Origin of the sequence: Streptomyces sp. 796.1, assembly GCF_047525675.1 — a bacterium.
Classification (GTDB): domain Bacteria; phylum Actinomycetota; class Actinomycetes; order Streptomycetales; family Streptomycetaceae; genus Streptomyces.
The window spans coordinates 65,113-78,909 of the sequence record NZ_JBLIWA010000018.1 but is presented as its reverse complement, the minus strand read 5'-3'; the positions used below and the strand labels follow the sequence as shown (position 1 = coordinate 78,909).

General features: G+C 74.5%; 10 protein-coding genes and 1 pseudogene. 7 read left to right on the top strand and 4 right to left on the bottom strand.

What is annotated here, in order from left to right:
- Positions 1-55: 55 nt before the first annotated feature.
- From iolD to ACMA1D_RS14320, 4 genes and pseudogenes are all read right to left on the bottom strand, one after another.
- Complete coding sequence (gene iolD, locus ACMA1D_RS14335; protein ID WP_414724333.1) at positions 56-1,927, bottom strand: 3D-(3,5/4)-trihydroxycyclohexane-1,2-dione acylhydrolase (decyclizing); 1,872 nt, start codon at positions 1,925-1,927, stop codon at positions 56-58.
- 200 nt (positions 1,928-2,127) lie between these two features.
- Positions 2,128-3,057: pseudogene (iolB, locus tag ACMA1D_RS14330) on the bottom strand (5-deoxy-glucuronate isomerase); the annotation flags it as partial.
- 112 nt (positions 3,058-3,169) lie between these two features.
- On the bottom strand, positions 3,170-4,057 hold the full coding sequence (locus ACMA1D_RS14325; protein ID WP_414724332.1) for a deoxyribose-phosphate aldolase: 888 nt from the start codon (positions 4,055-4,057) through the stop codon (positions 3,170-3,172).
- 283 nt (positions 4,058-4,340) lie between these two features.
- Positions 4,341-5,429, bottom strand: coding sequence for a 5-dehydro-2-deoxygluconokinase (locus ACMA1D_RS14320; protein WP_414724331.1), 1,089 nt, complete (start codon positions 5,427-5,429; stop codon positions 4,341-4,343).
- A 305-nt stretch (positions 5,430-5,734) separates the two neighbouring features.
- Between ACMA1D_RS14320 and ACMA1D_RS14315 the strand changes: the two genes are divergently transcribed.
- The 7 genes from ACMA1D_RS14315 (at position 5,735) to ACMA1D_RS14285 (ending at position 13,665) form a co-directional block, all read left to right on the top strand.
- Complete coding sequence (locus tag ACMA1D_RS14315; protein ID WP_414724330.1) at positions 5,735-6,655, top strand: sugar phosphate isomerase/epimerase family protein; 921 nt, start codon at positions 5,735-5,737, stop codon at positions 6,653-6,655.
- Positions 6,656-6,953: 298 nt separating this feature from the next.
- Positions 6,954-7,970, top strand: a complete 1,017-nt coding sequence (locus ACMA1D_RS14310) for a Gfo/Idh/MocA family protein (protein WP_414724329.1) — start codon at positions 6,954-6,956, stop codon at positions 7,968-7,970.
- Between the two features lie 76 nt (positions 7,971-8,046).
- Entirely contained in the window at positions 8,047-9,102 is a 1,056-nt protein-coding gene (locus ACMA1D_RS14305; RefSeq protein WP_414724328.1) for a Gfo/Idh/MocA family oxidoreductase, read from the top strand.
- Positions 9,103-9,292: 190 nt separating this feature from the next.
- Positions 9,293-9,490, top strand: coding sequence for a helix-turn-helix transcriptional regulator (locus ACMA1D_RS14300; protein WP_414724327.1), 198 nt, complete (start codon positions 9,293-9,295; stop codon positions 9,488-9,490).
- A 131-nt stretch (positions 9,491-9,621) separates the two neighbouring features.
- Entirely contained in the window at positions 9,622-9,882 is a 261-nt protein-coding gene (locus tag ACMA1D_RS14295; protein WP_349990911.1) for a heavy-metal-associated domain-containing protein, read from the top strand.
- Between the two features lie 1,130 nt (positions 9,883-11,012).
- Positions 11,013-12,437 (top strand): MFS transporter, encoded by a 1,425-nt coding sequence (locus tag ACMA1D_RS14290; protein ID WP_414724326.1) that lies wholly within the window; start codon positions 11,013-11,015, stop codon positions 12,435-12,437.
- Between the two features lie 715 nt (positions 12,438-13,152).
- Entirely contained in the window at positions 13,153-13,665 is a 513-nt protein-coding gene (locus ACMA1D_RS14285) for a TetR/AcrR family transcriptional regulator (RefSeq protein WP_414724325.1), read from the top strand.
- Positions 13,666-13,797: the final 132 nt, after the last annotated feature.

The window sequence follows — 13,797 nt, the reverse complement described above, 5'->3', positions numbered from 1 at the left end:
CGTCACTCGTGCGGCACCGCCCAAACCCACCACCCGTACGCCTCACCCGTACGCGTCACAGGTAGCGCCGGCGGGCCTGCGCACGGTGCTCGTACTCCTGCCGGGCCCGGGTGGCCGCCGGGCGGGTCGCCACCTCGGCGACGGGGACATCCCACCACGCATGGGTGCCCGGATCGCTGGACACTGTGTCGGCCGTTTCGGTCTCCACATAGACACATGTGGGCTGGTCGGAGGCGCGGGCGGCGGCCAGGGCGGTGCGCAGTTCGCCAACCGTCGCCGCGCGCAGCACCTGCACGCCGAGGCTGGCGACGTTGGCGGCCAGGTCGACCGGGAGGGGCGGGCCGGTGTAGCTGCCGTCCGCGGCGCGGAAGCGGTACGCGGTGCCGAACCGCTCGCCGCCCACCGCTTCAGAGAGCCCGCCGATGGAGGCGTAGCCGTGGTTCTGGATCAGTACGACGTTGATGTTGACGCCCTCCTGCACCGCGGTGACCAGTTCGGTGGGCAGCATCAGGTACGTGCCGTCGCCGACCAGCGCCCACACCGGCCGGTCGGGCGCGGCGAGCCTGACGCCGATGGCGGCCGGGATCTCGTACCCCATGCAGGAGTAGCCGTACTCCAGGTGGTACTGCCGCCGGGACCTGGCCCGCCAGAGTTTGTGCAGGTCACCGGGGAGGGAGCCGGCCGCGTTGAGGACCACGTCGGTGTCGCCGACGACCGCGTCGAGCGCGCCGAGCACCTGCTGTTGGGTGGGCCTGGCGTCGTCGGGGGCCGCGTAGACGCGCGCGACGACCTCTTCCCAGCGGGCCTTGCCGGCCGCGTACTCGTTCGCGTACGCCGCGTCGACGCGGTGTCCGCGCAGCGCGTCGGCGAGCGCCTCCAGGCCGGCGCGGGCGTCGCAGACCAGCGGCAGGGCGGCGAGCTTGGCGGCGTCGGCGCCGGCGATGTTGAGGCCGACGAAGCGCACGGCCGGGTCGGCGAAGAGGGTGGCGGATGCGGTGGTGAAGTCGGAGAGCCGGGTGCCGACGCCGATGACCAGGTCGGCGGTGCGGGTCAGGTCGTTGGCGGCTGCGGTGCCGGTGTGGCCGACGCCGCCGAGGTCGGCCGGGTGGTCGTGGCGCAGCGAGCCCTTGCCGGCCTGGGTGGAGACGACCGGGATGCCGGTGGCGTCGACGAGGGCGCGCAGCGCGTCCTCGGCCGCGCTGTGGTGCACGCCGCCGCCGGCGATGAGCAGCGGGCGGCGGGCGGCGCGCACGGCCCGTACCACCGCGGCGAGTTCGGCCGGGTCGGGCGCCGGGCGGCGCACCGGCCAGACCCGTTCGGCGAAGAACTCCACCGGCCAGTCGTACGCCTCCACCTGCACGTCCTGCGGAAGGGCGAGGGTGACGGCGCCCGTCTCGGCCGGGTCGGTCAGCAACCGCATCGCCTGGAGCGCGGCCGGAACCAGCGCCTCCGGGCGGGCGATGCGGTCGAAGTAGCGGGAGAGCGGGCGCAGCGCGTCGTTGACCGACACGTCACCGGCGTACGGGACTTCGAGCTGTTGCAGCACGGGGTCGGCGGGCCGGGTGGCGAAGGTGTCGCCGGGCAGCAGCAGCACCGGCAGCCGGTTGATGGTGGCGAGCGCGGCGCCGGTGGCCAGGTTGGTGGCGCCGGGGCCGATCGAGGTGGTGACGGCGTGCGCGGCGAGCCGGTCGCGCTGGCGGGCGTAGCCGACGGCGGCGTGCACCATGGCCTGCTCGTTGCGGCCCTGGAGGTAGGGCAGGTCGGTGCCGGACTCCAGCAGGGCCTGGCCGACGCCCGCGACGTTGCCGTGTCCGAAGATGCCCCAGCAGGCGGTGATCAGCCGCTGGGTGCGGCCGTCGCGCTCGGTGTGCTGCGCGGCCAGGAAGGCGACCAGGGCCTGGGCGACGGTCAGCCGGCGGGTGCTCATCGGGCGTCTCCTGGGGGTGGGGTGGGGCCTTCTGGAGTGGCGGAGGCTTCGGGGGTGGCCGGGGCTTGTGGGGTGGCCGGGGCCCCCGGAGTAGCTGGGGCTCCGGGAGTAGCTGGGGCTCCGGGAGTAGCTGGAGTCTCCGGAGTGGCAGAGGTCCCGGAGGTGGCCGGGGCGGCTTCCGCGGTGGGCCCCGGCGCCGGTCCCGCCGGGCCGTCGGCCGGTGCCCCGTACAGCGGCAGCCGGGGATCGACCCGCTGCCCGGCCCACGTGTCGCGGATCCAGGCGTGGTCGGGGTGGTCGCAGATCAGCCAGGCGCGTTCGGCGCCGGGGCCCGCCATCACGTTGAGGTAGTAGAGGTCGTGGCCGGGGGCGGCGATGGACGGGCCGTGCCAGCCGTCGGGGATCAGCACGGCGTCGCCGGTGCGGACCTCGGCGAGCACGTCGGAATCCTTCCCGCGCCCGGACGGCGTCACCCGCTGGTAGCCGACGCCGGGCGTGCCGTGCGCCTCGGCGACCTCGAAGTAGTAGATCTCCTCCAACTCCGACTCCACGCCGGGGCGGTGCTCGTCGTGCTTGTGCGGCGGGTAGGAGGACCAGTTGCCGCCGGGGGTCAGCACCTCGACGGCGATCAGCCGGTCGCAGTCGAAGACGCCGGCCGCGGCGAAGTTGTTGACCTGACGCGAACAGGTGCCGCTGCCGCGCAGCTCCACCGGCACGCCGGCCGCCGGCCCGTACCGCGCCGGCAGCACCCGCTCGCACCGCGCCCCGACCAGCGCGAACCGGCCGCCCGCCGCACTCTCGACGCGGGCCGTTGCGTCCCGCGGCAGGTACGCGAAGTCGGTGACCCCGCTGAACACGTCGGGCCGCCCGTGCAGGGCGAACCGCTGCTCCCCGACGGTCACGGTGCAGCCGCCGGCCAGCGGCAGCACGATCCACTCGCTGTCCCCGGTGGCCCACTCGTGCGCCGCGCCGGCCGCGAGGCGCAGCACGCGCAGCGAGGAGTAGCCCCAGCCGGCCCGCTCGGGATCGACGGCCAGGGCGTAGGGCCCCTCCCCCGCACTGCCGGCCGGCAGGTGCAGGCCGTTCGGGCCGTCGGAACGGGGTGGCTGACGGTGCGTCGTCACACTCATGTGCTCGTCTTTCGCTCGACGTTCGACGTTCGTACGGGGGTGGGCGCGGGCTCCCACCGCCGCCGGCGGCCACTCGGTGGCGGACGGCCGGCGGCGGTCGCCCGGTGCGCGCTCACAGCAGCCCCACCGCCGTGTCCACCGCGGCGCCCACGTCCCCGTCCGCCGGGTACAGCAGCGAACGGCCGGCCACCAGCCCCTGCACCGTGGGCAGCTTGAGCGCGTGCCGCCAGCGCTCGTACGCCCGCTCCTGGTCGGCGGCCGAGCGGCCCACGTCGCCGCCGAGCAGCACCGCGGGCAGCGTGGAGGTCTCCATGACCCGCGCCATGTCCTCGGGCTCCGCGGTGACCGGCACCTTCAGCCAGGTGTACGCGGAGGTGCCGCCGAGGCCGGAGGCGATGGCGAGGGAGTGCGCGACGGCGTCGGCGCTCAGGTCGTTGCCGATCTTGCCGTCGATGCGGCGGGAGATGAAGGGCTCGACGAAGACCGGCAGCCGGTGGGCCGCCATGGCGTCGATGGCGCGGGCGGCCGACAGCATGGTGTCCAGCGAACCCGGATCGTCGTAGCCGATGCGCAGCAGCAGCTTGCCGGCGTCGAAGCCGAGCCGGGCCAGGTCCTCGGCACGGTGCCCGGTGAACCGGTCGTCCAGCTCGAACGCCGCCCCGGCCAGCCCGCCGCGGTTCATCGAACCCATCGCGACCTTGCCTTCGAGCGCCCCGATGAGCAGCAGGTCCTCCAGGATGTCCGCGGTGCCGAGCACCCCGTCCACGCCGGGTCTGGAGAGCGCGAGGCAGAGGCGTTCGAGGAGTTCGACCCGGTTGGCCATGGCGAGCTCCCGGCCGCCGACGGCGAGCGCGCCGCGCGCCGGATGGTCCGCCGCGATGATCATGAGCCGCCCGCTGGCCCCCACCAACGGCCGCCTGGCCCGGCGCGCGGCGGCCTCCGCGATGGCCTCGGGATGCCGGGTCCGCACCTTCACGATGTCGGAGATACGGATAGTCACGGGATCTGCTCACTCTCACGGGTGGTGGGGCGGGGTGGTGACGGGGGCGGGGCCGGGAGGACGAGCCCCGGCGGTGGTGCGGGGGGCGGGTGGGTCGGCCCATGCCCGTGCCCGTACGGCGGTCGTACGAGATCGGGCACGGATACGAGACGAGATCGGGCGGGGAGTACGGCGTGGTCGCAGCGCCCAGCGGAGGCGTACCGCGCACGGGGCGGGGCGTACCGGCCAGGTGCGGGCGCTCCCCCACTCGGCCGGCCGCCGCCTCGGGTCGCACCCCGCGGGGTCACTGACGCTGGAGGAGGTCCGCCACCTCCCCCGCGGTGGGCATCGCGGACGAACAGGCCAGCCGGGAGGCGACCAGCGCGCCGGCGGCGTTGGCGTGCCGCATGATGCGCGCCAACTCCCAGCCGGCCAGCAGCCCGTGGCAGAGCGAGCCGCCGAACGCGTCGCCGGCGCCGAGCCCGTTCACCACCTCGACGGGGACCGGCGGCACCTCGGCGGTGCTGCCGTCGCGATGCACGGCGAGCACCCCGGCCGGACCCTGCTTGACGACGGCGAGCTCCACGCCGGCGGCCAACAGCGCGTCCGCCGCGGCCCGCGGCTCGCGCTCACCGGTGGCCACCTCGCACTCGGCGAGGTTCCCGACCGCGACGGTGGCGTGCCGCAGCGCCTCGGCGTAGTACGGCCTGGCCTCGTCCGGATCGGCCCAGAACATCGGCCGCCAGTCGAGGTCGAAGACGGTGGCGGTGGTGGGGGTGGGGGCGGGGCTGGGGCTGGTGGTGGGGCTGGGGCCGTGTCCGGTCGCGGCGTCCGGGTCCGCGCTCCCGGGGGCGCCGCCGCCCGCGCCCAACCCACCAGCACCGCCGCCAGCGCCCCCGCCCACCCCACGGTCCGCCGACCGCGCCGCCAGCGCGGTGAGCGTCGCCGCGCGGCTGGGCTCCGCGCAGAGCCCGGTGCCGGTCATCCAGAAGATGCGGGCCGCCCGTACCGCGTCCAGGTCGAGTTCGTCCGGATGGATCTCCAGGTCGGGGGCCTTGGGCTGGCGGTAGAAGTAGAGCGGGAAGTCGTCGGGCGGGAAGATCTCGCAGAAGGTGACCGGCGTCGGGTACTGCGGCACCGCGCTCACCCAGCGGTCGTCCACGCCGAAGTCGCGGAGCGCCTCGTGCAGATAGGCGCCGAACGGGTCATCACCGGTGCGGGTGATCACCGCCGCCGTCCGGCCGAGCCGGGCCGCCGCCACCGCCACGTTGGTCGCCGAGCCACCCAAGAACTTGCCGAATGTTTCGACGCGCGCCAACGGCACGCCGATCTGGAGCGGGTAGACATCGACTCCGATGCGGCCCATCGTGATCAGGTCGTACGGCTGCGTCATGCTCGCCCCTTCGGTGCCCTCACTGCGACTGACCCACTCGACACCCCGCCCGAACCCCACACCCCGCGCCACCTCGCGGGAACAGGTCTAACGGCGCCTCACGCAGCCTGTCAACATTTTGTCCTGACATACGGACGTACCCCGCCACGCACCACATTGACGTGACGTCCTTATGTCAGGACGAACTCTTGACAGTGGCTGGGGCGGCGGGAAAGCTACCCAGCGAGGCCGTCCACCGCCCCGCCCGCCCCGTACGCGAATCCCCACGGTCCGGTCAGCGTCGACCGGCGAGAGGAGAGCGCCCCATGGCCGCCCCCCAGCCCCCGCGCCCCGCCCTGGACCGCATCCGCGTCGGGTCGGCGCCCGACTCCTGGGGCGTGTGGTTCCCGGCCGACGACCAACAGGTGTCCTGGGAACGGTTCCTGGACGAGGTGGCCGAGGCCGGTTACGCGTGGATCGAACTGGGCCCGTACGGCTACCTGCCCACCGACCCGGCGCGGCTGACCGACGAAACGTCCCGGCGCGGCCTCTCGGTCTCCGCCGGCACCGTCTTCACCGCGCTGCACCGCGGCCCGGCCGTCTGGGACGCCACCTGGGAGCAGGTCTCCCGGGTCGCAGCCCTCACCCAGGCGCTGGGCGCCCGCCACCTGGTCGTCATCCCCGCCTTCTGGCGCGACGACAAGACCGCCGAGCTGATCGAGAGCCCGGATCTGACCGTAGAGCAGTGGCGCGACCTGGCCACCGGCACCGAGCGGCTGGCGGCCGAGGTGCGGGACCGGTACGGCCTGGAGATCGTCGTCCACCCGCACGCCGACACGCACATCGACGGCGAGGCCAACGTGGCCCGCTTCCTCGACGCCACCGACCCGGACCTGGTCAACCTGTGCCTGGACACCGGCCACTACGCGTACTGCGGCGGCGACAGCGTCCGCCTCATCGAGACCTACGGCGAACGCATCGGCTATCTGCACCTCAAGCAGGTCGATCCGGCGATCCTCGCGGACGTGGTCAGGGACGGGGTGCCGTTCGGGCCCGCGGTGCGGCGCGGGGTGATGTGCGAGCCGCCGACCGGGGTGCCCGCGCTTGAGCCGGTCCTCACCGCCGCCCAGGCGCTGGACGTCGACCTGTTCGCCATCGTGGAGCAGGACATGTACCCCTGCCCACCCGACCGGCCCTTCCCCATCGCCCGCCGCACCCGCCACTACCTGCGCGGCTGCGGCGCCTGATCCCACGGCCGGCGTACGGGTGCGGCGCGTGCAGGTCCGGGGCGGGCGGGTCCGGTGCGGGCAGGTGCGGCGCGTGCGGCCGGCGCACCGCCCGTACCCGGCCCACACCCGCTCGGTACGCGCCCGCACGCGCCCGTACGCGGCCCGCCGGCGCCGAAACCCGCACCGCACCCGCCCGCCCCGGCCGCGCACCCCACGCACCCGCCCACACGCGCAGCGTCCCCCGCACCCGCACACTGGCCTCGTACGCAACGCAGTACACCCGCAGCACACCCGCAGCACAGAGGAGCATCCGCACATGCCGCAGCAGCGCATCCTCGGGGTCGCCGTCATCGGCACCGGCCGTATGGGCGCCGACCACGTCCGCCGCATCGACGAGGTCACCAGCGGCGCCCGGGTCGCCGCCGTGGTCGACGTCGACGGGGAACGGGCCAAGACCGTCGCCGAGCGCATCGAGGGCTGCGCCGCGTACACCGAGACCGCCGCGGCCCTGGCCTCGCCCGAGGTGGACGCAGTGCTCATCGCCTCGCCCGGGCCGGCCCACGAGGCGGCGCTGCTCCAGGCGCTCGACCTGGACCTGCCCGTGCTGTGCGAGAAGCCGCTCACGCCCGACCCGGCCGGGGCACTGCGCGTCCTGGAGGCCGAACAGCGGCTCGGCCGGCGGCGCATCCAGGTCGGCTTCATGCGCCGGTACGACGCCGGCTTCCAGCGGCTGAAGGCGGCCATCGACGGCGGCGCCATCGGCCGGCCGCTGATGCTGCACTGCCAGCACCGCAACGTCGCCACACCGCCCGGCTTCACCACCCAGATGCTGATCAACGACTCGGTGGTGCACGAGATCGACACCACCCGCTGGCTGCTCGACCAGGAGATCACCGCGGTCACCGTCCTTCGCCCCGCGCCCTCGTCGGCCGCCCCCGACCACCTCGGCGATCCCCAACTCGTCCTCTTCGAGACCTCCGGCGGCGCCGTCGTCGACGTCGAGATCTTCGCCAACTGCGGCTTCGGCTACCAGGTGCGCTGCGAGGCGGTCGGCGAGCGCGGCACCGCCCGCACCGGCGACGAGACCGGCCTCTTCACCCAGGCGGCGGGTCAGTGGGGCGGCACGATCCCGCAGGACTTCGTGGTGCGCTTCGCGGACGCCTACGACCGCCAGGTGCAGCGCTGGGTGGACGCCACCCGCCGCGGCACCGTCGAGGGCCCCGGCTGTTGGGACGGGTACGCGGCGGCGGCCGTCTGCGCGGCCGGCGTACAGGCCCAGGGCACCGGCCAACGCACCCCGGTCGAGCTGCCGGAGCGCCCCACGTACCACTGACGCCCCACCAGCCCGCCCCGGACGCCCCCCACTCGCACGGGGACGACGGGTCGTACGGGAGCCACGGGAGCCACCCATGCGCATCGGATTCCTCGGCGCCGGCCGGATCGGCGCCGTGCACGCCGCGACCCTCGCCGGCCTGGACGACGTCACGGAGTTGCTGATCGGCGACGCGGACGGCGCGCGGGCGCGCGCGTTGGCCGGTGCAGTCGACGCCCGGGCCGCCGCCGACGTGGACGAGGTCTTCGCCGCGCGGCCGGACGCCCTGGTGATCGCCACCGCGACCGCCTCGCACGCCGCACTGATCGCCCGCGCGGCCCGCGCCGGCCTGCCCACGTACTGCGAGAAGCCCGTCGCGACCGATCTGCCGGGCACGCTCGCGGCCCTGCGCGCGGTGCGCGCAGCCGGCACGCTGCTCCAACTGGGCTTCCAGCGCCGGTTCGACGCGGGCTATCTGGCCGCCCGACGGGCCCTGCGCACCGGCGAGTTGGGCCGGCTGCACACCATCAGGGCCGTCACCTCGGACGCGGCCCCGCCGGCGGCCGACTTCCTGCCCGCTTCGGGCGGGCTGATCCGGGACTGCCTGGTGCACGACTTCGACGCCGTGCACTGGCTGACGGGGCGTGCGGTGACCGAGGTGTTCGCCACCGGATCGGCGGCCGGCGCCGCGTACTTCCGCGCCGCCGGCGACGTGGACACCGCGGTTGCCGTCCTCACGCTGGACGACGACACGTTGGTCACGGCGACCGCGACCCGGTACAACGGCGCGGGCTACGACGTGCGCACCGAACTCGCCGGCGAGCGCGCCCAGTGGGTCATCGGGCTCGGCGACCGGACGCCGTTCACCTCCGCGGAACCCGACGGCCCGCCGGGCCCCGCCCGCCCCTGGCGCGACTTCGCCGACCGCTTCCAGGCCGCCTACCGGGCCGAGTTGGCCGCCTTCCTCCAGGCCGTACGCGGCGAGCGGGGCAATCCGTGCTCGGGCGACGAGGCGCTGAGCGCGCTGCTGGTGGCCGAGGCGTGCGAGCTGTCCCGGCGGGAGCACCGGCCCGTGCAACTGAGCGAGGTGCACGCGCTCGTGGACGACCTCATGGACGATCTCGTACCCGGCCCCGCCAACGACGCTTCGTGACCTCCGTCGCCCCGCGGTCACCATCGTCACGCTTTTCCGCCCATTCCGTCACAGACCATCAACAGACATACGCATTCGGTCACTCAGCGTCGTTCACCGGGCACAACTCAAGCGTTCAACGACACCTGTCGCCGCAGCTCCCCCGACGGCCCGATCCGCCGCGACTGCGGCGCCCGAGGAGGGCCAAGAGATGACGGATCGCAACCTCTGGTCGTACCAGGACATCGCCGCCCACATCGGCGTCCAGACCGACACCGTGCGCTCGTACCGCAAGCACGGCCTGCTCCCGACGCCCGACGTCGTCGAGAACGGCAAGCCCTTCTGGTACGCGGACACGATTCGGGACTGGGTGCTCCAGAGGCCACGCAACCGGCGGCGCGCCGAGTAGTCGGGCACGGAGCAGCCGAGCCCCCGTGACTCGATACCCCCCAGGGGTATAAGATGAGGGCCATGAGACGCCGCGGCGAGCCCGCCCCGGCCGCTCTCGACCGACCTGACCTCACCCCCAAGGAGACCGCCATGACCTCCGAGTCCCACACCGCCCCCCGCCCGGCCGCCGAGGGCGACGTCACCACGGTGTACGCGGTGACGGGCATGACCTGCGGCCACTGCGAAGGCGCGGTCACCGAAGAGGTCTCGGCGCTGGCCGGGGTCACCTCGGTCAAGGCCGTGGCCGCCACCGGCCAGGTGACGGTCGTCTCCGCCACCCCGCTCGACGACGAGGCCGTCCGCGCCGCGATCGACGAGGCCGGCTACGAACTCACGGGCCGCGCCGCCTGACCCGGAGGCGCAACGCCTTCGGCACCACGCACGACAGGGGCCGGGTCGTACGGAGCAACAGCGCTCCGTACAACCCGGCCCCCATGCGTACGCGCGCGTGCATACGTGCGCGTACATGTGCGTACGGGCTGATGCGCGGGGCCGGCCGATGCGGGCCGGCCGGCGGGACGGCGCAGGGCACGCCGCCGGCGGGATGCGCACGACGTACGACCGGCGGGATGCGCGCCGCGCCCGACGGGGCAGTCCGACAGCCCGGTAGCCCGCCGACACCCGGTGCCAGCCGGCACCACGCGGAGTCACGCAGGGCCACGCGGGGTCACCCGCAGCCCCCACCCGCTCACAAGATCGCCACCTCGGTTGTGCAACCAGTCGTCGCGCCCACGCAACCGACGGGCCGGTTGCAGCGGATCGCCATCTTTTTTCGCCTTCACGAAATCCCCATAAGGAACACAACACCCATACGCCAGCACCTGGAAATTCAAATCGAGGCCCTTGCCCTTTTACGTACCCATATGGCAAGAGACGCAGATCACAGTGGGTTGGGGGTAACCATTCGCGGGGGTCGCGAGTCTAACTGTGTGGTGCTGGGACGTCTTGGGGGACGTTTCCAGACTTCGCGTGGCCGGGGCGACGTACCGGGGAGCTTTGAGCGGCCCTCCCGATTCGTACGCGTCCCGGCAGTTCGCGGGCGCCTGGCCCTCGTGGCCAGCAAGGCTCCCGGCCGGGTCCCGTGGGGGGAATCCGTCACCGGGGAACAGAAAGCGCCCCGCTCCGACCCGTGGGGGGATCGGTAGTGGGGCGCTTTCGCCTTTCCGGCCGCCCCCGACGCGGGCCGCCCGCGGGCGCCGGGACCCCTTCCCACCCCGTATGCAGGGGCGCGTCGAAGCCCCCGCCCTCACTCCCCGTACACCGGCACCGCGCCCGCGCACGCCGGTTTCACTTTCTTCACGTCTGTGCACTCCGGCGCACCCTGCCGCCCAGGCCACCGCGCCGCACCCACCCCCAGGGCAGCACGCCACCGCCCCTCCACTTGCGTACCCACGCACCCCTGCGCACCCGCGCGCCACGCGGCTCCGCGCCCACCCGTGATAAAAAACTTGTACAACCGTCCCACTTTCTCAGGAGCTGCGATGGCCAACCCCTACGCCGCGCTGTTCGCCGCCCCCGGCGCGCGGGCCTTCTCCGCCGCCGGCTTCGTCGCCCGGATGCCGCTCTCCATGACCGGCATCGGGCTGATCACGATGCTGTCCGAGCTGCGCGGGCAGTACGGCACCGCCGGCGCCGTCGCCGCCACGTTCACCCTCTCCATGGCCTTCGTCGGACCGCAGATATCCCGACTCGTCGACCGCTACGGGCAGCGCCGGGTGCTGCCACCGGCCACCGCGGTGAGCGTCGTCGCCCTCGGTCTGCTGCTGCTCTGCGCGCACTACGGAGCGCCGGTGTGGACACTGTTCGCGCTCGCGGCCCTCGCCGGCTGCATGCCGAGCATGGCCGCCATGGTCCGGGCCCGCTGGACCGAGCTGTACCGCAGCTCGCCGACGCTGCACACCGCGTACGCGCTGGAGGCGGTGGTGGAGGACGTCACCTTCATCGTCGGCCCGGTGCTCTCGGTGCTGCTGTGCACCGCGCTCTTCCCCGAGGCGGGCCCGCTGATCGCCGCCGCACTGCTGGCCGTGGGCGTCGCCCTGTTCGTCGTACAACGCGGTACGGAACCTCCGGTACGCCCCCGGGCCCGCGAGTCCGGCGGGTCGGCGCTGCGCGAGGGGCCGCTGCTCGTGCTCGTCCTCACGCTGCTCGCCGGCGGCACGATCGTGGGCACGGTGGACGTGGTGAGCGTGGCCTTCGCCGACGAACAGGGTCAGCCGGGCGCGACCGGCGCGATCCTCGCCGTGTACGCCGTCGGGTCCTGCGCGGCAGGGCTCGCCTTCGGGGCCGTCACGCCCCGGATGCCGCTGCCGCGCCTGCTGGTGTGCAGCGTGCTCGGAACGGCCGCGACCACCCTGCCGTTCCTGCTGGTCAACGGCGTGCTCGGGCTGATGGTCGCGGTGTTCTTCGCGGGTGTCTTCTTCTCCCCCACGATGATCACGATCATGAACCTGATCGAGCGCACCGTCCCCGCGCACCGGTTGACCGAGGGCATGACCTGGGCCACGACCGGCCTCGCCGCCGGCGTCGCCGCCGGCTCCTCGCTCTCCGGCGTCATGATCGACGCCCACGGCCCACGCGGCGGCTTCGCCGTGGCCATCACGGCGGGCGCCGGTGCGGCGGTCCTGGCGGTCCTGGGGTATCGACCGCTGACGCGGGCCGTGGGGTTGGCCTCCGGCCCGGGGGTGCGTTCGGCTTCCGGCTCGGAGGTGGGTTCGGCCTCCGGCCCGGAGGTGGGTTCGGCCTCCGGCCCGGAGGTGGGTTCGGGTGCGGCCCCGGGGCCGGGCCTGGATTCGGGTGCGGCTTCCGCCCCGGGCCCGGGGGTCGGTACGGCCTCCGGCTCGGAGGTGGCTCCTGCCGTGCGTCCCGGCGCGCCGGCCGACGACGACGCCCGGTGCGTGACCGGCTGAGGCCGTCGCGTACGACGCGGGAAGCGGGAAGCGGGGCCGGTGTGCAGCCGGTGCCCGGTGGCCGACCCGGCGCCCTTCCGTCCCGGGGCCCCGGCGCCGAGCCCGGCTCTCATCGGCCCGTACGGGGCGGCGCGTCCCGGCGCACCCCGGCGCGTCCCGCCGGCGGACGGGGTACGGGCCGACGGGGTACGGTCACGGTTGCTGGGGCGCTGCCCCCGTCGGGCCGGCCCCGTGCGGAGTGGTCGGCGTAGCGGGGGTGCGCATCCCTGCGGCTGGCTCCGTGGCGTACCCGAGGCAGGTCGTACGGAGAGATGTCGTACCGGGGCAGATCGCACCGCGCCCGGTCCGGCCGGCCGCGGCCCCGGCTCGGATCGCGGTCGGGCGGGAGCGCTCGGCCGCCGGGTGAGGAGAGCGTGTCCTGAACGAACGTGAGGCGTCGCACCGGACCGACCGCGGCGGGCCGGGGGCGAGCGGAAGCGGACCGGGGGAAGGCGGACGAGAGGGCGACGGGCAAGGGGGAAGCCGCACCAGCGGCACCACACCGGCCGCCAGCCCCACCGCACCAGGCAGCAGCACCGCGCCCGCCGCCAGCCCCGCCACGCCCGCCACCGCGAACCGCACCACGCCAGCCACCCGCGGCACCACACCCCCCACCAGCCCCACCACACCCGCCACCGACGGGCGGCGGGTCAAGGGGGAGCGGCGGCGGCAGGCGTTGATCGAGGCGACCTTGCGCGTCGTCGAACGGGACGGCGCCAGCGGCGTCAGCCACCGCACGGTGGCGCGTGAAGCCGGGCTGCCGACCACCTCGGCCACCTACTACTTCCGCGGCATCGACGACCTGCTGTGCGCTGCGCTCACCAGCGTGATGACCGAGGACGCCGCGCGCATGCGACGCCTTGCGGCCGAGACGGGCGGCGGGGTCGACAGCCGCCGCTCGCTGGCCCGGCTCATGGCGGACGTGGTCGCCGTGCCCGGCCATCTGCTCGCCGAGTACGAGCTCTACCTGCTGGCCGCCCGCCGCCCGGAGCTGCGCGAGGTCACCCAGGTGTGGCTGGACGCCGCGGCCGACTTCGCCCGCGCCCACACCGACGACCCCACCCGGGTACGGGTCGTCGTCGCCGCCATTGACGGGCTGCTGCTCCAGGCGCTCCTGACCGACACCCCGCCGGGGGTCGCCGAGTTCGAGGAGATGTTGCGCATGCTGCTCCCGCACGCCACGGACTGACCACCGGCGCGGGGTGCGGGCCCGGCCGTGCGCCCCGGCCCCGGAACACCACGACGCCGGGCAGGGCCGTGGTGCGGCCCGCCCGGCGTGGCGGTAGTCATGAGCGTCAGTGGCTTGCGGTGGAGCACCCGG

Excerpts from the sequence above, each read along its gene's own strand:
- ACMA1D_RS14310 (WP_414724329.1), top strand. The coding sequence starts at position 6,954 with ATGCCGCAGCAGCGCATCCTCGGGGTCGCCGTCATCGGCACCGGCCGT.
- ACMA1D_RS14290 (WP_414724326.1), top strand. The coding sequence starts at position 11,013 with ATGGCCAACCCCTACGCCGCGCTGTTCGCCGCCCCCGGCGCGCGGGCC.
- ACMA1D_RS14305 (WP_414724328.1), top strand. The coding sequence starts at position 8,047 with ATGCGCATCGGATTCCTCGGCGCCGGCCGGATCGGCGCCGTGCACGCC.
- ACMA1D_RS14315 (WP_414724330.1), top strand. The coding sequence starts at position 5,735 with ATGGCCGCCCCCCAGCCCCCGCGCCCCGCCCTGGACCGCATCCGCGTC.
- ACMA1D_RS14300 (WP_414724327.1), top strand. The coding sequence starts at position 9,293 with ATGACGGATCGCAACCTCTGGTCGTACCAGGACATCGCCGCCCACATC.
- iolD (WP_414724333.1), bottom strand. The coding sequence starts at position 1,927 with ATGAGCACCCGCCGGCTGACCGTCGCCCAGGCCCTGGTCGCCTTCCTG.
- ACMA1D_RS14295 (WP_349990911.1), top strand. The coding sequence starts at position 9,622 with ATGACCTCCGAGTCCCACACCGCCCCCCGCCCGGCCGCCGAGGGCGAC.
- ACMA1D_RS14320 (WP_414724331.1), bottom strand. The coding sequence starts at position 5,429 with ATGACGCAGCCGTACGACCTGATCACGATGGGCCGCATCGGAGTCGAT.